Genomic DNA, 17,786 nt, shown 5'->3' on the forward strand with positions numbered 1-17,786 from the left:
TATCCGGTGATGACTGATTCGTGTCAAACCCTATCTCATCGCAGTATTTGAAATCAGCCCAAAAAACCAATGCGGTCGTGAAAACTTCGTCAGTGGCGCTACTGCTCTATCGTTTGTTCAATGCGCCTCAACCGGGTTTGCGCCGGGACCGTAACCCGATGCCCGGGGAAACGCGCCAGAATATCTCGAAAAGTATCTGCCGCTTTTGCATAAGCACCAATGTCATACTGGATATAACCCACTTTTAGCAACGCTTCCGCAACCCGCTGGCTGTCTGGATATTTACTGACCACGGTCTTAAAACCATTCAGCGCCTGTTCAAACTCGCGGTTCACATAGCGGGCTTCAGACATCCAATAGTAGGCATCATCCGCTAACGGGCTGTACGGCCAGGTATCGGCCATTTGCTGAAATTGGATAATCGCGTCTTCATACCGGCTTTGTTTTAGCAACTCAAAGGCCTGCTCATAGGCGAGTTCATCAGCTTGCTGTTGCGGCAACGCGATTGTGGGCGGTTCGGCTGCGCCAAGCGTTGACGAGCCATTCGCGGGCAGCGTATTCTGGGGGGCTATGGCAATTTGGTCAGCAGACGAATTTGCCGGAGTGCTTGAAGCAGTGTCATTGCCGCTAACCACCACGACCTGGCTTACCCTATCGCCATTGGCGCTTGCGCCATTGATTCTTGCCCCACTGATTCCTTCCTCACTAATACTTTCTCTGGTAACGCTTTCTCTGGTAACACTTTCTCTGGCGCCTTGCTGATTATTTTGCCGACCGATTTGATTAACACTGTCGTCACTCAGGGCACCCGCTAATTGCGGATTCAGCACTTGCTGATTTCTCTCAATGCTGACCATTCGACGTTCCAGATTCTCAAATAAATCTTGCTGGCGACGCTTTGCGTTTTCGGTTTCAAACTGGATTTCTTCAATGGAGTTTCGCAACTGCTTGAGCTCTTCTCTAATGCCAGCCAAATCGAAAAGTGTTGTCAGCATCGCTTGATTCAGCGGTTCAGGTTGCTGAACCGGCTGAACCGGCTGAGCAGGAACCTGAACCTGAACCGGTTGCGCGGGTGCTGGAACCGGTGCAAAGGGAGCCGTTGCTATGCACCCCGCCAAGAGTGCAATAGCCGCCGTCACAACGATTAGCCGAGCGGTTATAGTCCGAGCGTTTATAGTCATTGGCTAAATCAAATATTCAAATAAAAAATACTAAAAATACTATTGTTCCAAGTGCATTATCTCTATCCCGGAATCGAATACAGGCGCACTATCAAGTATACGCCTGACGCGACTAGTAAAGAATCTCTACTCGTCTGTTTAAATTCCAGGCGCTGTCATCGTTGCCCAGGGATACCGGCCTTTCTTCTCCATAAGATATTATCTGGATACGGTCTGCGCCAAGACCGACTGCCTGCATCAAGGTAAATACCGCTTTGGCGCGGTTTTCTCCCAATGCCAAATTATATTCCCGAGTGCCGCGCTCGTCGGCATGGCCCTCAAGAATGATCCCAACCCCGGACACCGTATTCAGGTATTGTGCATGAGCCTGGATAATCGCCTCGCTTTCCGGGGTTAAATTGCTGCTATCGAATTCAAAATAAATCACCCGGTAATTCAGCAGGCTGGCGTCGCCATCGCCGTCGATACTGTCTGCACTGTCCAGCCCGGAAATGCTCAATGAACTGCCGTCATCCAACCCTGATGTGCTGATGTCATCGGCCTCCAGTTCACTGCCGGCCAGTCCGCCAACGGATTCAACCACGATATCGTCATCCACTGCTTTGTACCCGCCACAAGCGGCGAGGGCGAAACCGACAACTAAAATAATAAAATATGATGAAACATTACGCATAATAAAATCCTCTACAGTTTAAGGTTAAATGGCGACCAGGCTGGCTCCATGACCGAGCCGCCCTGAAATTTCAGGGTTTGTTGGACTTGGCCATTTATCGAAACGGTCGCAAGCACATTGTGTCCGTCTTGTTGAGTCGCATACATTATCATGTCCCCATTGGGGGCAAAAGTGGGCGACTCGTCGTGACGGGAGCGAGACAGTTCCCGAACCATTCGATCTTTAGTCGAGTATATCCCAACTTTATCGCCATTGCCTTGATTGGTGATCAAGACAATGGTACGACCGTCCGGCGAGAAAGACGCGCCGGCATTGTAACTGCCGGAGAAAGTCAGTCTTTTGGCGGGCCCGCCGGCTGCGGAAATTTGATAAATCTGCGCCTTGCCCGACCTGCCAGAGGTAAAAATAAGGGAGCTGCCATCCGGCGACCATGATGGCTCGGTATCAATCGCGGTATGGCGGGTCAATCGGCGCAAGTTTGAGGTGGCAAGATCGAATATGTAAATTTCCGGGTTGCCGTCCTTGGACAAGGTTAAAGCGAGCTTTTTGCCGTCCGGAGACCAGGCTGGCGCGCTGTTCAATCCCGGAAATTCGGCCACGCGGATACGCTTTTCGGTGCTGAGATCCTGGATGAACACCATTGAGCGTTTTTTCTCAAACGACACATAAGCCAGACGGCGGCCATCGGGAGACCAGGCCGGGGACAATATGGGTTGGCGTGATTCAAGAATGGTTTTCGGGCCCCATCCATCGGCGTCGGCAACGCGCAATAAATAGTGCTGCTCAGGCTCCTTCCCTTGCACCGTGATGTACGCAATCTTGGTATCAAAAGCGCCTGCTGTTCCGGTCAGATTTTGGTAAATAATATCGCTAATGACATGCGCGGCTTTGCGCAATTTATTCGCCGGAACGACAAACTTCTGTTTGACCAGTTCTTTTTCCCGATACACATCGATCAGGCGAAAGCGAATCTCGTATTGTGAATTTCCAAGATTAATGACTTTGCCGACCACCAGCGCTTCGGATTTAATCAGCCGCCAGTCCTTGAATTGCACCGATTTGAAATCATGAGGGGCGCTTCGAAAATTTGCACGCGGGATGGTTTCGAACCGACCGCTAAAACCCAGATCCGCATCGATGACATCTGCGGGTTGTTGCTCATTTGGACTGACTCCTACCATGGCGAATGGGACAATCGAAATGGGCAGTCCGGCAACTTTGCCTTCATTAATGACGATAGTCAGCACGGCGTAAGCTGGCGTTGCGCAGGCCAACAAACCGACGCAAAGGCTTGAAAATAATAATTGTTTTAATTGGGTCAGCATTTCAATCATTGTCGGGATTAAATTCCAGATCGAGAACTTTTATATATTTATAAAACTCAGGTTGCGGTGGAAACGGCAACGGAGAAGCTTTTTTGACGGCAGTTTCCGCGGATTGATCAAAAAATGAATTCCCACTGGGTTTTACCACATCTGCCGATAACACGTCACCATCTCGTGAAAGATGCACTCTAATTGTCGCTATTAGTCCGCCGATACTGTTTGAGGGTCTTACCCAATTACGTTTAAATTTTTCCTTAATCCTGTCGCCTAACGCGCTCATTGCGGTAGCGGCATCGATTTTCGTTTGCGCCTGTCGTCGCAATTCGCTTTCCTCTTCGAGTTTATTTTTAAGTTCCTGTTCGCGTTTATGTTTTTCTTCAGCGCTTTTTTTCTTCAGCGCTTCTTCTGTGCGCTTTTTCTCAATTTCTTTGCGCTTTTTCTCCGCCTCCAGTTTTTTCGCTACTTCCTTTCGTTTCCTCTCTTCCTCCAGTTTTTTCGCTACTTCCTTTCGTTTCCTCTCTTCCTCCAGTTTTTTCGCTACGGCCTTTCGTTTCTGCTCTTCTTCCAGTTTTTTCTTTCTTTCCGCATCCTTTCGTTTCTTCTCCGCTTCGGCTGCTTTCTTTTTCTCCGCAATCTCTTCCAGCCTTTTCTGTTCCGCCCGTTTCCTTTGCGCTTCCAATTCTTGTTGTTTTTTCGTTTCTTCCTGGTTCTTGATTTTTAATTCCTCGAGTTTCTTTTTTTCTTGTTGTCGTTTAATTTTCAACTCTTCCAGATTTTTTGCGAGTTGCTGTTGCTCTTCAATTTTCTTTTTCTGCGCCTCAACCTGCTGTTGAATTTCTTCTGCGCTGATCACGCGAGCCTGAATCGGTGTCACAGAACCATGTTCAATTTTATTTTCCGAAAATGGCCACCACCATCCGGCAAAAAGCGTTGCCAGCAAGGTGCCGTGGATGACAATGGTAAGCAGCGCTGATTTTGTAAATAACGCAATTCGCCTTAATCTCGCTTTCATTCCTGTCATCTAATACACTTTCAAGATTCTGGCGGAGCAGTCACTAATCCAATAGATTCCACCCCGGCGCGCTGCAACAACACCATTGCCCGCACCACCAAGGCATAATCCGCCTTGCCATCGCCTCTGACCACAAATGGCAGCTGCGGGTTGCGTTGCAATACTGCTCTGGCTTTAAGTTCAATTTCTCTGTCGGATGCAATTTCATTTTCTGCATCATTGAGATAGTAATTCCCATTCACATCAACGGTAACCACAAACGGCTCTTCATTGGCAGCTGCCATCGGCTCAGCCGCGGCTTTTGGCAAATCAACTTTCACGCCGGTACTCAGCAAGGGCGCAGTGATCATAAAAATAATCAGCAGCACCAACATCACGTCGATATACGGCACCACATTAATTTCGGCCATTAATTTCTTCTTGCGGCCGTATCGGCCTTGATGCATTCGGCTTTGACTCATTCAGCATGACCCCCGAGGTTCTGACGACTGACAATACTCAAAAACTCTTCCATGAAAATTTCGTAGCGACCATTTAATCGTTCAGCGGTATTGGCAAACTTGTTATAGGCAATGACCGCAGGGATGGCGGCAAACAACCCCATGGCGGTCGCAATCAACGCTTCCGCAATGCCCGGCGCCACGGTGGCAATGGTCACCGTTTGCATGCTTCCCAACGATTGAAATGAATTCATGATTCCCCACACTGTTCCAAACAACCCGACATAAGGGCTGGTTGACCCGACTGTGGCCAGAAAAGATAAATGGGATTCAAGATTGACGATTTCCCGGCTTAACGCCACCCGCATGGAGCGATGCACGCCTTCCACCATATGCGAACGATCGACATTTTGTTTTTGCGCCAGGCGGTTGAATTCCCCGAACCCAGCCAAAAATATATTGACTATTCCTTCGGCTTCCCGCTCCCCGTTCCACTCGCGGTAAATGGTCGTCATTTCGCCGCCCGACCAAAATTGATCTTCAAACTGGTCGGCGACCTTGGACCAGCGCTTGAAGGTAGCGCGCTTGCGATCAATCATGTACCAGGAGATGATTGAAGCCAGTAATAATAGCACCATCACCAGTTGCACCGGGATGCTGGCGTTAGCGATTAAGTGAATAATGGACTGGTCGGCGGAGATTGCGCTTTCTATGGGCATTGAACGAATGGATTAAGCAAAGGTATCATTGTGGTTTATTTTCCTGTGGTTTATTTTCCTGTGGTTTATTTTCTTGCCATGAACGTACGCTGAATAATAGAACAACACATCTTAGTATAACGCTATTGATCATCCGGCAATAACTGCTGCTGACGAGTGGCCACATCGCTTGGCATGGCCAGCCCTAAATGCCGCCACGCCGACTTGGTGGCGACTCGTCCTCTCGAGGTGCGCATCAAATATCCTTGTTGGATCAAGTAAGGCTCCACGACATCTTCGAGGGTGCCTCTCTCTTCCCCAATCGCCGCCGCAATACTGTCAATTCCCACCGGGCCGCCGTCAAATTTTTGCATGATTGCCAACAGCAAGTTGCGGTCGAGCAAGTCCAGACCGAATTTATCGACTTCAAGCATATCCAGCGCGGCATTGGCGATGGCTTCGGTTAATTTCCCATCGCCTTTAACCTGAGTGTAATCCCGAACCCGGCGCAACAGGCGATTGGCGACTCGCGGCGTCCCCCGTGATCGGGTTGCGATAGCGCGCACCCCGGCATCTGCAAAGGGAATATCGAGCAACTTAGCCGAGCGCTCGACAATCCGGGACAGTTCTTCAACCGAATAAAACTGCAGCCGTTGCACGATGCCAAACCGGTCGCGCAACGGCGAGGTCAGCAGCCCAGCGCGGGTGGTCGCGCCGACCAAGGTGAACGGCGGCAAGTTTAATTTTATCGAGCGCGCGGCTGGCCCCTCGCCGATCATGATATCCAGGCGATAGTCTTCCAGCGCCGGATACAGAATCTCCTCGATGGCTGGGTTCAGCCGATGAATCTCATCGATAAACAGCACATCGCCGGATTCAAGGTTGGTCAACATTGCGGCAAGATCTCCGGCCTTTTCAAGCACCGGCCCCGAAGTTTGACGCAGCTTGGCACCCATTTCCGTAGCAAGAATATAAGCCAAAGTCGTTTTGCCTAGCCCCGGGGGACCAAACACCAGAACATGATCCAGCGCCTCGTTGCGCTGCCGCGCCGCCTGAATAAATATGTTCAGTTGCGCCTTGGCGTTGGCTTGTCCGACAAATTCATCCATCCGGCCGGGCCGCAAACTGCGATCAAGCATCCGCTCCTGAGAGGAATCCTGTTGATCGTCCGCCGCCAATAATGGATTTTCCGCTGGGTTGGTTTCGTTCGTCGCCTGGTTCATTGCCTGGTTCATCGCTTGGTTCATTGCCTGATTCATCGCTTGGCTAAATATTGCAGCGCATTTCGGATTAGATCATCTCGTTGCCGGTTTTGCTGTTTCACGGCGTTGACCGCGCGATTGGCTTCGGCGGCTTTATAGCCAAGCGCCATCAAGGCGCCAATGGCGTCCTGCACCGGATTATCCGGCGCTGCCGCATGCTCGGTCGCTGCGCCTGATACGGCATCATATTCCTGAGCATACGCCTGAGCGTCGATTCGGTCGCGCAGGTCGATAATCATGCGCTCGGCTGTTTTGTTGCCAATTCCCGGCACCCGAGTCAAGGCAGCCGCATCCTCAAGATGAATGCAATGGATGAATTCGCGCGGACTGAAAGTGGACAGAATCGCCAGCGCCACGCGCGCGCCCACGCCATTAATCTTCAGCAAACTGCGGAACAACTGCCGTTGTCCCTGATCGGAAAACCCATACAACAACTGCGCGTCTTCGCGAACAATCAGATGAACATATAACGCCACCTCGCTCTGCTCGTCGGGCAACGCATAAAATGTGGACATCGGCGCTTCCAACTCATAGCCCACGCCATTGACCTCCACCAATAAAATCGGCGGCTGTTTGTGCAGCAACAAGCCGCGCAAAAAACCGATCACGCAACGCCTCCGCCTATCATGAAGTCGTCATGCGGAAAATCGTGCCGCAGACATCGGTTATGAATAGAACCATGTCGAATGAAAAAAATTGCAATCATAATGCTTTTGCCAACTTTTGTTGCCCCTGCGCGGTGTGAATATGACAGATCGCGCAGGCCAAGGCATCGGCTTCGTCCTCGGACGGCATGGCGGTCAAGCCCAACAGCGCGCGAATCATATGCTGCACCTGCTCTTTTTTTGCATTGCCGGAACCCACGACCGCGCGCTTGATCTGCAGCGCGCTGTATTCATGCACCGGGCGTTGGGCGTTGACCGCAGAACAGATTGCGCCGCCTCGAGCCTGACCGAGGATCAGGGCGGATTTCGCATTATTGGAAATAAAGACTTGTTCCACCGCCACCGCATCGGGATTAAATTCGGCGATAATAGATTGCACGCCCTGGTATATGGTTGCGAGGCGCAGCGGCAACGGCTCGCTGCCCATGCGGATGCGTTTATAGGCGATGGCACGCAGCCCGTCCGCCGTGGCTTCAACCACGCCCAGGCCGGTGTTGCGCGAGCCCGGGTCGATTCCCAGCACCCGCATTATTGAGCCCCTGCAAAACTGGCGTTGGTGAACACGTCTTGGACATCGTCAAGCTCTTGCAGGGCATCAATCAGTTTCATGACCATTTCGGCGTCGTCTCCGGCCACTTCTGTTTCCGTCGACGGCCGTTGAATTAATTCCGAAATTTCCGCGTGCAACCCGGCGTCCTGGATTGCCTTATGCACCGCGTGGAAACTTTCCGGCGCGGTGACGACCTCTATCATATCGCCCTCAGATTCAACATCTTGCGCGCCCGCGGCCAAGGCGATGTCCATAACTTGCTCCTCGTCTTCGCCGTGAGCAAACACAATTGAGCCAATTTTTTCAAACAGATAAGCCACACAACCCTCCGTGCCGAGATTGCCGCCATGCTTGGCGAAGGCATGGCGGACTTCGCTCACCGTCCGGTTCTTGTTATCCGTGGCGCACTCAACCAAAACCGCCACACCTTTTGGGCCATACCCTTCATAGCGAATCTCAATAATATCATCGCCGGCCAACGCGCCCGCGCCGCGCTTGACTGCGCGGTCAATCGTGTCCCGGGTCATATTCGCGCTCAGCGCTTTGTCAATGGCGCTGCGCAGACGCGGGTTTGCGTCCGCATCGCCGCCTCCAATTCGCGCCGAGACGGTGATTTCCTTAATCAGTTTAGTGAATGCCTTGCCGCGCTTGGCGTCCTGCGCGGCCTTGCGGAATTTTATGTTGGCCCATTTGCTATGACCGGACATTTGCGCCCCTGATTAATTTTTGATGTCGCATGACTGATAAGAAAACTCGGTGGCAATCATACCATTTGCGACGGCGATTGCGGTGGCATGCTTTCTGACTAATTGCTGTTGTCTTCGATTATTTTATCCGCCATATCATTCAAAATATCGTCAAGTTGTTGTGCATCCAATGCGTTCAACATAATTCGTCCGCCACGTCGATTTAGCATTTTCATTAGTTCACGGAAATTTTTTCTTACATATATGCTTGGGGACTTATCCTCTGCCTTGTCATCCTCACTACGTTCATCAAGCGACTTGCCGAGCAATCGCACCACGCCGCTAAATATTTCGTTGCTCATACTCATTGAAGAACGTTCGAGCAAACTCGCTCGAACATCAGAATCTCGCAACAAGATGTTCAGCGTTTTTTTAAGTCGTAGTCATGACAACGGGAGGCAATGTAACCCATCCACCACAGACGGGAAACTGCGTTATCCCGGATCAACCCGCGAACTCCAGAAACAAAATAATGCGACTGAATATATTTGACCGCCTTGTCGTCATCGCTCGGGATTTTGTTCCAACGATTAGAGGTATATTGCTTGGCTAACTCACTCTGGTGGGTTGCGTAAGTCCAGATGCGTTCTTCTGCGGCTTGTTGTGGCGTTAAAAACTTAAAAGCATCGTAGACAACGATTACATTTTTTGAGTCATCGCTGTCTGCGCAGTTTGAGTTCAGAACTTCAAAGCACGAAAAGTCGGCTGACGCAGCAACCGACATTTGCCCATTTACATCTTTAACTTGTGCAGGTGCATTATTGTATTCACCGCGATACCAAGGAAGGTTGCCCTTGATATTCGTTTTTAATACATCAACCGTATTCTGATAAAAAAATCTTGTTTGCTGTATGTTAGGCATTTGATTCTGTTTTCGGCAAAATATATTCAAGTGGGTTGCGAAGCAGTTCTTGCGCTAAATTAAAAGGTTCGGATGATTCCAGATTTTTGCCTAGCCCGCCTATTTTATATTCAATGGCACGATACCATTTTGTGTTTTTGCTACTATCGTTTTCATCCTCTTTCATTTGTCGCAACACTTCAACAACAACGGGAAAATAGACAAACATCGCAAGTGGTCGCTTATCGCTCGCCTGTCGCATTTTCTCAAGACGATTCTTGTCTTGTTGGTGCATTTGGATTTTGACTTTATCTCCGCTGGTATCCACCGCATACATACCCCGGGTGATATTCTCGTTTGCGACAATATCAAACACCGTTGCTAGTGGTGCTACCAATTCCGTATCCCAATAATAAATTTCTGTGTCGGTGGCGGCTAATACATCGCCCGGAAATAAATCAAACGAAGCCCCTTCTTTAAATTCCTCGTGAAAGTTTTTGCTTGAATAATTTTTCACGCATTCTTTGCAAATAACAAAAGCATTAACTTCAACTTGTCCATAAAGATCGCCTTTGTTTAGCACGAACTCCCCGGAATTGCTATTAGTTCCAAATATGCGACGCACAAAAGTTATCGGGCAGTATATTTCCAAAGAATAAATCGCTTTATCTTCTTCCAGCAACTTGGTGATTGCCTCTTCATTGATCGTAAAACGAACCGACAACATCGGCGCATTTTCTTTTACCGAAAACTGCCGAGTTACCTGAAATGATCGCTTGACGTAATCACCGGGAATGCTTCGCAAAACCGGATGTGGAAAAGTTTTATTTGGTAGTAGCTTCATCGCTCAACTTTTTCGTGTCTGTTGCAGATGCTTTGACAGCAATTGAATCGTTCACGATGTCGTTTAATGTAACATTTATCAACTCACGCTTGTTAGCTTCCACATCAACAGAGGTAGAGTCGCTGTTGTTCGCATCAATGGAAATATTTTCTGTGTTACCGTCATCACCCATAATGGCAAGCGTAATATCAATCTTGCCACTTTTCATCGGCGTGAAATGCACAGTTTTCTTTTTTGGGTTGGTGGCATCGGAAACAATACGCACATCTTTCAATCCCACTATCGGTTTAGAACCCCGTGTGCCAGTGCCACCAGCACCACCACCTTCGCCCGGACCATCGCCAGGCTGGTTCCCACCACCACCATTGCCTTCCCCCGAACCGCCATCATCTCCATCTTCGTCATCTGCTTTTTCAGCCTTGGGTTTAACGCGCTTTAACGGCTTCGGAGAATATATAGGTCGACCTTCAATATCTCTTTCACCATCATCATCAGAGATAGTTTCCGGGGAATCAATGTCAGGAAAGAATTCGCCTAACTCATCTATCGAGGTTGTTTCAGTTTCTTCCGGTTTAGTATATTCATTCACACATTCTCTTACCCAATCGACAAGCTCTTTCAGTGCTCTTTTACATTTTTTTTGATCCTTCTCCATCGCTCGTTCTGGCTCAAAGGCATCGTGTGTCGGGTTTTCCATTGCGCGCAACAAGCAATTTCCTTTTTCGCTATCGCACATAAAAACTGCGACAAAATCCGCGCATCCTGTCCATCGTACAGTACCTCCTTGCCTGTCGCTAATCAACATTCCGGTGTTTCGAAGCAATGCTACGCGATTGGGTAATTCTTTTTCCTTCAATATCCACATCTTGCAATGTCCCAAATTAGGAAGCTCCGCATCTTTTTTATGCCCCGCCGATTTCATTGTCTGGTAATAGTGTAGTGACATTTTAACTTTTTCGTTATCACCACTTTGTAGATCTATGACTTTTTGAAAGCACTCTTCCAAAGTGGTTTTTTCAATCGTTTCAGTCTCACCATTTTCATCGCGAATTCGCACTTTTAATTTTTCTTGGTCAATCGCACAGAAATAATTTGATACCACTGTGGCGGTGATGGTGTGTTGCCAACCTTTGTCGTCAATAAATCCGGGAATGAACACCACGGTGCCTTGCTCTTCCGGTCGCAAAAATTCTGGGATGTTATCGACCAATGGCTTGCACCCATTGATTTCACCCCAAAACCCGGTACCCTGCGTGTATTCGCGGTCGTCATTCATTGAGTGCGATTTCAGGATTGATTTTCCTTGTGCACGGTAAACATTTTCACCGTTTTCTTTGTACAGTGTTGAATAAAAGACAGTGCGTAGCCGAGATACCGTAAACGGTGCACTTTTCCCAATACCGAAAGAACCTCCTGCTGTTGGGTCACGTTTATCGGTTATGCCCTCTCCTTTGGTGATTGCATGCCACGGCCCTTCGCGGTTCTCATAATCGCCACCTAGTCCGGTCGTTCCAGAGTCCGAGACTTTGAGACATGAAATGGCTTTACTATTTGGCAATAATACTTGTGCGGCCTTTTTAAATAATTCTATCTCTTTTTCATCGTTAGCTTTATTTTTGCTTTCTTTGTGACACTGTTTAAGGATGTCGAACAATGTACCTGCATTGGGAAACTGGTCGCGCTTAATTTTTATAAACTCAAACTGAACAGTGACTTGTTCAGCATCGATTGCAGCGTCCAGTGAATTTTGAATGACTTCGCGTGCCAATCCTTCAAATGACGCTCCGGCAAATATCTCAATCCCGGCATTATTGGAACCAGCGTCAGTCCCACCACCGCTCGGCGGAAAATACCAATCAATACTCATGCTGCACGCCTCTCTCGACAAAACGATTCGGAATTATAAAACTGCAAACACGCCGATGCCAACTGTTCAGCGACCGGTAATGATACAGCATTACCGATTTGTTGATAGCGTTTACTGGAAGCAACTTCGCCAGGGAAATGAAAATTTTCAAACCCTTGTAACTTGGCGCATTCATCCACGCTGAGGCGACGGATTCCCCAGCGGTCTTTAATGAAAGGAACATTGTGTCCGCCACCGCCCATATTCGCAGTCAATGTCGGGCATTTAGACGAATACTCGCGCACGTAATAACGCCGCAGTTGGTAAATGCTTTTGGCATTGCTCTGCTCGATTTTTTCGGCGATAGTTTTGTAGTAACGATTGTCGGGTGGCAAATAATCGCTTGCAGGCGACTTTTTATTGCGCTTTATGAAATCAGAAAGTGGGTGCAACTTGGCGCCTGCTTCAGGAAAAACAAAATCGTTACAGAAAAACGCATCCATGCTTGCGGCAACCATGAATAGGCGCTCTCGCCCTTGTGGCAAGCCGGAGACTTCATCGGTTTTGAGAAGAACACAATTGTTTTTATCAAACCAATAACCGGCAAGTTGTATCTCCGTGATAATCGTTTTCAACCACTTGCCACCGCCACCATTTGCTAAATGCGGAACATTTTCCAACACAAGAATCTTTGGCTTGTTGTCACCAAATTCTTTAATCAAGCGGATAATCTGAAAAAACAGTTTTCCGCGTTCGTCATCAAATCCCTGTTTATAACCCGCATGAGAAAAACTTTGACACGGAAAACCGGCAGTTAGAATATCCACCGGCGATAGTTTGTCTCCATTAACAGATAAATCGCAAACGTCTTTTTCGATCATTTCCGCGCTCGGATAGTTTGCACGAAAAGTGCGTGCGGCGTGTTCATCGTTTTCGTTCGCCCACAGCGTATTAATGCCGGCTTTTTTGAAGCCACCACAAAAACCACCCATGCCAGAAAACAAGCAACCGGCAGTCGGGTTACGATTTTTTGTATGGTTGGGGTTTTTGGGCATATTTTTTGGCATCTCAAGAATTGAATTTTACAGTTATCTGCTGTGTTTTTTGAGGACTTTAGACACGAATAAAGCACAAAGAATCAAAGATCATACAAATGCCTAACCAGTCATTAATCATTTCGCATCATAACCCCGCGGTTTTTTCACCACCAATCCCAATTCGCGTAATTGTTTTTCATCGACCGTGCTGGGTGCTTCGGTCAACAAGCAGGACGCTTTTTGGGTTTTGGGGAAGGCGATGACATCGCGTATGGACCCGACCTCGCACATCAGCGCCACCAATCGATCAATGCCGAAGGCGATGCCGCCATGCGGCGGCGCGCCGAACTTTAAAGCCCGTAGCAAAAATCCGAATTTAGCTTCCGCCTGTGCGGCATCGACGCCTAAAAGCCGCAATACTTGCTGCTGAAGATCGGCCTGATGAATGCGGATTGACCCGCCGCCTAATTCGCTGCCGTTCAATACTAAATCATAAGCCCGGGATAATACCTTGCCCGGATCGGTTTTAAGCAATGCGATATGTTCGGTTCTCGGCGCGGTGAAAGGATGATGCGGCGACTGCCACCGCTGGTCTTGTTCGCTCCATTCCAGCAATGGAAAATCCACCACCCAAACCGGCCTCCAGCCCGGCGCAATCAGATTCAGATCGCGCGCAACCTCGAGGCGCAACGCGCCCAATGCATCATTGACCACGCTGGCTTGGTCCGCGCCGAAAAAAATCAAGTCGCCGGTTGCCGCGCCGGTGCGACTCAGAATTTCCGACAACACATCATCGGGCAAGAATTTCAAAATCGGCGATTGCAGGCCCTCCCGGCCAGCGGGTGCGTCATTGACCTTGATATAAGCGAGGCCGCGGGCCCCATATTGGGCAACAAACGCCGTGTATTGGTCAATCTGCGCTCGAGATAATTTGTTTCCGCCGGGCACATTCAGCGCAGCGACGCGCCCGTTTGCATCATTCGCCGGGCCGGAAAACACTTTGAATTCCACGCCCTTCATTAAATCCGTGATTTCGGTCAGTTCAAGCGAGACTCGCAGATCCGGTCGATCGATGCCGTAGCGAGACCTGGCGTCGGCATAGGTTATGCGGGGAACAGGATTGGGCAGCTCGACCTCCAGAATGGTTTTAAAACAGTACCGAATCATCTGCTCCATCAGGCCGATGATTTCATCTTCATCCATAAATGAGACTTCGATATCCAACTGGGTAAATTCCGGCTGCCGATCGGCCCTTAAATCTTCGTCGCGAAAACACCGCGCAATTTGATAATAGCGTTCAAAACCGGACACCATCAGCAGTTGCTTGAACAACTGCGGCGACTGCGGCAGCGCGAAAAACTGGCCCGGATAGGTGCGGCTCGGCACCAGATAATCGCGCGCGCCTTCGGGGGTGGAACGGGTCAAAATTGGCGTTTCGATATCCACAAACTCGCGTTGATCAAGAAAGCGTCGCAAGGCGGATATGATTTTGTGGCGCATTCGCAACGTGGATTGCATGACCAGTCGGCGCAAATCCAAAAACCGATATTTCAATCGAGTCGCCTCGCCAATTTCATCGTCATCCATCTGAAACGGCAACGGTTCTGAACGACTCAACAAGGTAATGTGGTCGGCGATGACCTCGATTTTTCCGGTTGCCAAGGCATCATTGGCAGTGCCTTCTGGCCGGGCCCGCACCCGGCCGGTCACCGCAAGCACATATTCATTTCTTGATTTATCAGCAATCGCAAAGGGCGCTGGATAATCCGGGTCGGCGACCACCTGAATTCTGCCGGATCGATCGCGCAGATCGATGAAGATGACACCGCCATGGTCGCGGCGATTCAGCACCCATCCCGCCAAAGTCACCGTTTGGTCGATATGCGATTGATTCAGTTGTTCGCAAAGATGAGTTCGCACCGGGCGTTCCTGATCAGAATCGAAATAACCGGGTGAATTCACTCAGCCAACTCAAGTGGCCGCGGATGAGGCGTTTTCCTTACTCTGGGCAGACGAGGTTGGCGCGCTCTGGTCCGACCCGCCATTGTCAGATTTGCCCTTGTCCGACCGGTTGGCGCCAGCCTGCTCATCAGATGAGCCTGGTTTAGATGAGCCTGGTTTAGATGAGCCTGATTCAGATTGACCTGAAGATGCCGACTCAGCGTCTGCAGATTTTTTGTCAGCCGATTTCTGTTTTTTCTGGTCGCCATGCTTAAAATCGGTTTCATACCAGCCGCTACCCTTCAATCGAAATGCGGCGGCTGAAATCAATTTTTTAAGCGATGCTTCATTGCATTGAGGGCAAAAAATCAGGGGTTCATCCGATATTTTCTGTAACACTTCGAGACGATGACCGCAATCACCGCATTGGTACTCGTAAAAAGGCATGGCTTACACTATCGCAAAAATTTCGTGGCGCTAATTATAAAAATTTCGAGGCGAAATTGTAATGCATAAATCCGCTTGCATCACCGAATGAGCCGCCTTATTTCCTGGATTTCAGCACCTTGTCGCGCGCGTCGCCCACCCAATCCAGACCGGATCCCTTGCTTTCAACCGGGCGACCCTCCTTGTCCACACAATGCCGTCCAAATACCACGGCCTCGAACACTGCGCCGTGGCTACGCATCAAGGTATGCTCGAACAGCATGCTTTTGTGGACTTTGGCGCCGCCTTGCAGGTAGCAGCCATGGGAGATCCAGGTTGGTCCTTGAATCTCGCAACCGGCTTCGATTCTTGAATTTGAACCGATATAAACCGGGCCTTCAATCAGCACGTCATCCCAGTCGATGGCCACGTTCAAGCCGGTCCATACTTGCGGCATAACTTCCACGCCCGGCATAGTCATGCCTCGGATCGTGCCGCGCATCAGTTGTTGGTTGGCTTGCCAATAGTCGCTCAAGCGCCCGATATCGACCCACCTGAACGGTAGCTCTATGGCGCCAAACGGCAGGCCTCTGGCCAATAAATCCGGCAGCAAGTCAGTGCCAATATCATACACGACTTGGTTGGGAATCAAATCGATGATCTCCGGTTCAAAAATGTAAATTCCGGTGTTCACCAGTGTGGATTTAGCCTCCTCCACGGTCGGCTTTTCCTGAAACGAGGTTATCGCCCCGGTGTCATCAGCGACCACAACCCCATAATCAACAACCCTTTCTTTGGCTACCCGCTTGACCACAATGCTGGCTTTTGCGCCGGACTGCCAGTGTTTTCGAATCGCGGCGGTTAAGTCCAGGTCGATGATGGTATCGCCGCAGACCACTATAAATGTATCGTCGAAAAACCCCCCGAATTCCTGAATGCGTTTTATTCCCCCAGCCGAGCCTAACGGCTCGCCAAACAACCGCCCCTTCTCTACATGCCCCTCAAAGGAGTACCCAATATTGATGCCCCAGCGCCGACCGTCTCCAAAATAAGTTTCAATGGGTTTGGGCAAATGGCTGACATTGACCATGACATCGCGGAATTCGTGACTCGCCAACTGCTCAATGAGATACTCCATAACCGGTTTTCCGAGCACCGGAATCATCGGTTTGGGCATCTCATAGGTCAGCGGCTGTACTCGGGTTCCTTTCCCCGCTGCCAGGATCATCGCTTTCATTACTCTTTATCCTATCAAAAAAAATTTGGGGCTGTCCTGGATAGCCAACCCATATTGTCTCTAACCCATGGTTTCAATTTATTTAATTGAGACTTTGGGTCGCTGTGGTTAAAACGCCGCTCACACGCCTTCAAAAACAATGGAAAATGACCTCGCGGAACACCATTAAATTTGCGCAATGCCGCTTTGCCTGGCTGCAAAAATTCTCAATGCCATTGATGTGATTGTGCTTGTCGGCAAACATTTTGCTACGGCTATACGCAACGACTTAAATTCAGATACATCCAGCGCATTATAACCGCCAAATGCATCCGAACAAACCACGCTGTCCAGCTTTGCCACATATGAGACAAAATCAGGTCGCCAAGGTGAGTTGCTGATAATACGCCATCGGCATCATTAAATTCAAACTATCGTGTGGTCGGTAATGATTATAGGTCCACTGGTAATGGACCAGTTCCTGGTTGATCGCGGTCACCGTCAACGGCTCTCGGAAGTGAGGCTTCAGCCTCACCAAGCCATTGCCAAAATGGCAGGACTAAAGTCCCGCTTCCGAGATGGGGGTGACCGGACAGGCGGCCTTGAACTCCTTGACCCGCCCTACCATCAAACGCCGCCGGCCTGACCTGCTTTAAGCGCACTAGCCGGGCCAGGTTAACAGTCTCTTATGTGTCTGAGCTCGAACACCACGCTGTCCGGCTTCACCTTGCACCGAATAATCGCAGGGTTTGGCGCCGAGCATCGGCTATGCATCGGCTATGGGCGCCGCGCAACCCCGGCCATCGCGTTTAAGCCAGCCCAATACCGCTTGCCGCCCGCCCCGCGACCGCGCTTGCCTTTGCCTTGTCCACCACAATAACTGTCATCCCCCTCAATCTCGCCGGCCATCAACCCGCCATTGTCATCGTGATGATAAATCAGATCGCGAAGACGGTGAAAATAATAACCGGCGGTCGTCTGGTTAATACCCACTAATGACGCTGCCCTTCTGGCCGTCGTGCTGGCTGCAAATAGATTAATCAATCGATGGGGAAGAATAACGCCACTCCCGCCGTCATTTCC

Annotated in this window: 18 protein-coding genes and 3 pseudogenes; all 21 read right to left on the reverse strand. The window is 49.7% G+C overall.

The features are described from left to right. Positions 1-98 precede the first annotated feature (98 nt). A complete protein-coding gene (gene ybgF, locus ACP158_RS09835) occupies positions 99-995 on the reverse strand; it encodes a tol-pal system protein YbgF (RefSeq protein ID WP_424945961.1) in 897 nt (298 codons plus the stop codon). Between the two features lie 298 nt (positions 996-1,293). Further along, positions 1,294-1,854, reverse strand: a complete 561-nt coding sequence (gene pal, locus ACP158_RS09840; protein WP_424945962.1) for a peptidoglycan-associated lipoprotein Pal — start codon at positions 1,852-1,854, stop codon at positions 1,294-1,296. Positions 1,855-1,865: 11 nt separating this feature from the next. Next, complete coding sequence (gene tolB / locus ACP158_RS09845; RefSeq protein ID WP_424945963.1) at positions 1,866-3,179, reverse strand: Tol-Pal system beta propeller repeat protein TolB; 1,314 nt, start codon at positions 3,177-3,179, stop codon at positions 1,866-1,868. Position 3,180: 1 nt separating this feature from the next. Continuing rightward, entirely contained in the window at positions 3,181-4,119 is a 939-nt protein-coding gene (gene tolA, locus ACP158_RS09850; RefSeq protein WP_424945964.1) for a cell envelope integrity protein TolA, read from the reverse strand. 92 nt (positions 4,120-4,211) lie between these two features. Beyond that, positions 4,212-4,652: a protein TolR gene (gene tolR, locus ACP158_RS09855; protein ID WP_424945965.1), complete on the reverse strand. Its 441-nt coding sequence runs from the start codon at positions 4,650-4,652 to the stop codon at positions 4,212-4,214. Next, entirely contained in the window at positions 4,649-5,332 is a 684-nt protein-coding gene (gene tolQ, locus ACP158_RS09860) for a protein TolQ (protein ID WP_424948445.1), read from the reverse strand. The genes tolR and tolQ overlap by 4 nt, the downstream gene beginning before the upstream one ends. A 140-nt stretch (positions 5,333-5,472) precedes the next feature. Beyond that, positions 5,473-6,468: a Holliday junction branch migration DNA helicase RuvB gene (gene ruvB / locus ACP158_RS09865; protein ID WP_424948446.1), complete on the reverse strand. Its 996-nt coding sequence runs from the start codon at positions 6,466-6,468 to the stop codon at positions 5,473-5,475. A gap of 116 nt (positions 6,469-6,584) precedes the next feature. Further along, positions 6,585-7,199, reverse strand: a complete 615-nt coding sequence (gene ruvA, locus ACP158_RS09870) for a Holliday junction branch migration protein RuvA (RefSeq protein ID WP_424945966.1) — start codon at positions 7,197-7,199, stop codon at positions 6,585-6,587. A 94-nt stretch (positions 7,200-7,293) separates the two neighbouring features. Beyond that, positions 7,294-7,785: a crossover junction endodeoxyribonuclease RuvC gene (gene ruvC / locus ACP158_RS09875; protein ID WP_424945967.1), complete on the reverse strand. Its 492-nt coding sequence runs from the start codon at positions 7,783-7,785 to the stop codon at positions 7,294-7,296. Next, the gene (locus tag ACP158_RS09880; RefSeq protein WP_424945968.1) at positions 7,785-8,513 is read right to left on the reverse strand and encodes a YebC/PmpR family DNA-binding transcriptional regulator; all 729 of its coding nucleotides are present in this window, start codon (positions 8,511-8,513) and stop codon (positions 7,785-7,787) included. The genes ruvC and ACP158_RS09880 overlap by 1 nt, the downstream gene beginning before the upstream one ends. 98 nt (positions 8,514-8,611) lie before the next feature. Next, positions 8,612-8,905, reverse strand: coding sequence for a DUF6339 family protein (locus tag ACP158_RS09885; RefSeq protein WP_424945969.1), 294 nt, complete (start codon positions 8,903-8,905; stop codon positions 8,612-8,614). Positions 8,906-8,913: 8 nt separating this feature from the next. Next, positions 8,914-9,414 carry a DUF6339 family protein gene (locus ACP158_RS09890; protein ID WP_424945970.1) on the reverse strand — a complete coding sequence of 167 codons (501 nt, stop codon included), beginning with the start codon at positions 9,412-9,414 and terminating at the stop codon, positions 8,914-8,916. Next, positions 9,407-10,237 carry a hypothetical protein gene (locus ACP158_RS09895; protein ID WP_424945971.1) on the reverse strand — a complete coding sequence of 277 codons (831 nt, stop codon included), beginning with the start codon at positions 10,235-10,237 and terminating at the stop codon, positions 9,407-9,409. Before ACP158_RS09895 ends, ACP158_RS09890 begins: the two co-directional genes overlap by 8 nt. Continuing rightward, the gene (locus tag ACP158_RS09900; RefSeq protein WP_424945972.1) at positions 10,218-12,104 is read right to left on the reverse strand and encodes a hypothetical protein; all 1,887 of its coding nucleotides are present in this window, start codon (positions 12,102-12,104) and stop codon (positions 10,218-10,220) included. Before ACP158_RS09900 ends, ACP158_RS09895 begins: the two co-directional genes overlap by 20 nt. Beyond that, complete coding sequence (locus ACP158_RS09905) at positions 12,101-13,150, reverse strand: DNA cytosine methyltransferase (protein ID WP_424945973.1); 1,050 nt, start codon at positions 13,148-13,150, stop codon at positions 12,101-12,103. Before ACP158_RS09905 ends, ACP158_RS09900 begins: the two co-directional genes overlap by 4 nt. A gap of 105 nt (positions 13,151-13,255) precedes the next feature. Continuing rightward, the gene (gene aspS, locus ACP158_RS09910; RefSeq protein ID WP_424948447.1) at positions 13,256-15,040 is read right to left on the reverse strand and encodes an aspartate--tRNA ligase; all 1,785 of its coding nucleotides are present in this window, start codon (positions 15,038-15,040) and stop codon (positions 13,256-13,258) included. A gap of 186 nt (positions 15,041-15,226) precedes the next feature. After that, a pseudogene (locus ACP158_RS09915) lies at positions 15,227-15,508 on the reverse strand (FmdB family zinc ribbon protein); the annotation flags it as partial. A 97-nt stretch (positions 15,509-15,605) separates the two neighbouring features. Further along, positions 15,606-16,724, reverse strand: a complete 1,119-nt coding sequence (locus tag ACP158_RS09920; protein ID WP_424945974.1) for a sugar phosphate nucleotidyltransferase — start codon at positions 16,722-16,724, stop codon at positions 15,606-15,608. A 14-nt stretch (positions 16,725-16,738) separates the two neighbouring features. Beyond that, positions 16,739-17,060, reverse strand: a pseudogene (locus ACP158_RS09925) (IS1595 family transposase); the annotation flags it as partial. A gap of 19 nt (positions 17,061-17,079) precedes the next feature. After that, positions 17,080-17,202 (reverse strand): hypothetical protein, encoded by a 123-nt coding sequence (locus ACP158_RS09930; protein WP_424945975.1) that lies wholly within the window; start codon positions 17,200-17,202, stop codon positions 17,080-17,082. A gap of 203 nt (positions 17,203-17,405) precedes the next feature. Then, a pseudogene (locus tag ACP158_RS09935) lies at positions 17,406-17,762 on the reverse strand (IS1595 family transposase); the annotation flags it as partial. Positions 17,763-17,786 lie beyond the last annotated feature (24 nt).

It is taken from the genome of Candidatus Spongiihabitans sp., assembly GCF_965247905.1.
Taxonomy (GTDB): Bacteria; Pseudomonadota; Gammaproteobacteria; order Arenicellales; family Poriferihabitantaceae; genus Spongiihabitans.

What these genes read in the sequence shown, in the direction of transcription:
- ruvC (WP_424945967.1), bottom strand. Translation starts at nt 7,785, where the DNA reads ATGCGGGTGCTGGGAATCGACCCGGGCTCGCGCAACACCGGCCTGGGC.
- ybgF (WP_424945961.1), bottom strand. Translation starts at nt 995, where the DNA reads ATGCTGACAACACTTTTCGATTTGGCTGGCATTAGAGAAGAGCTCAAG.
- tolR (WP_424945965.1), bottom strand. Translation starts at nt 4,652, where the DNA reads ATGAGTCAAAGCCGAATGCATCAAGGCCGATACGGCCGCAAGAAGAAA.
- ruvB (WP_424948446.1), bottom strand. Translation starts at nt 6,468, where the DNA reads ATGCTTGATCGCAGTTTGCGGCCCGGCCGGATGGATGAATTTGTCGGA.
- pal (WP_424945962.1), bottom strand. Translation starts at nt 1,854, where the DNA reads ATGCGTAATGTTTCATCATATTTTATTATTTTAGTTGTCGGTTTCGCC.
- ACP158_RS09890 (WP_424945970.1), bottom strand. Translation starts at nt 9,414, where the DNA reads ATGCCTAACATACAGCAAACAAGATTTTTTTATCAGAATACGGTTGAT.
- ACP158_RS09900 (WP_424945972.1), bottom strand. Translation starts at nt 12,104, where the DNA reads ATGAGTATTGATTGGTATTTTCCGCCGAGCGGTGGTGGGACTGACGCT.
- ACP158_RS09880 (WP_424945968.1), bottom strand. Translation starts at nt 8,513, where the DNA reads ATGTCCGGTCATAGCAAATGGGCCAACATAAAATTCCGCAAGGCCGCG.
- tolB (WP_424945963.1), bottom strand. Translation starts at nt 3,179, where the DNA reads ATGCTGACCCAATTAAAACAATTATTATTTTCAAGCCTTTGCGTCGGT.
- ACP158_RS09920 (WP_424945974.1), bottom strand. Translation starts at nt 16,724, where the DNA reads ATGAAAGCGATGATCCTGGCAGCGGGGAAAGGAACCCGAGTACAGCCG.
- ACP158_RS09895 (WP_424945971.1), bottom strand. Translation starts at nt 10,237, where the DNA reads ATGAAGCTACTACCAAATAAAACTTTTCCACATCCGGTTTTGCGAAGC.
- ACP158_RS09905 (WP_424945973.1), bottom strand. Translation starts at nt 13,150, where the DNA reads ATGCCAAAAAATATGCCCAAAAACCCCAACCATACAAAAAATCGTAAC.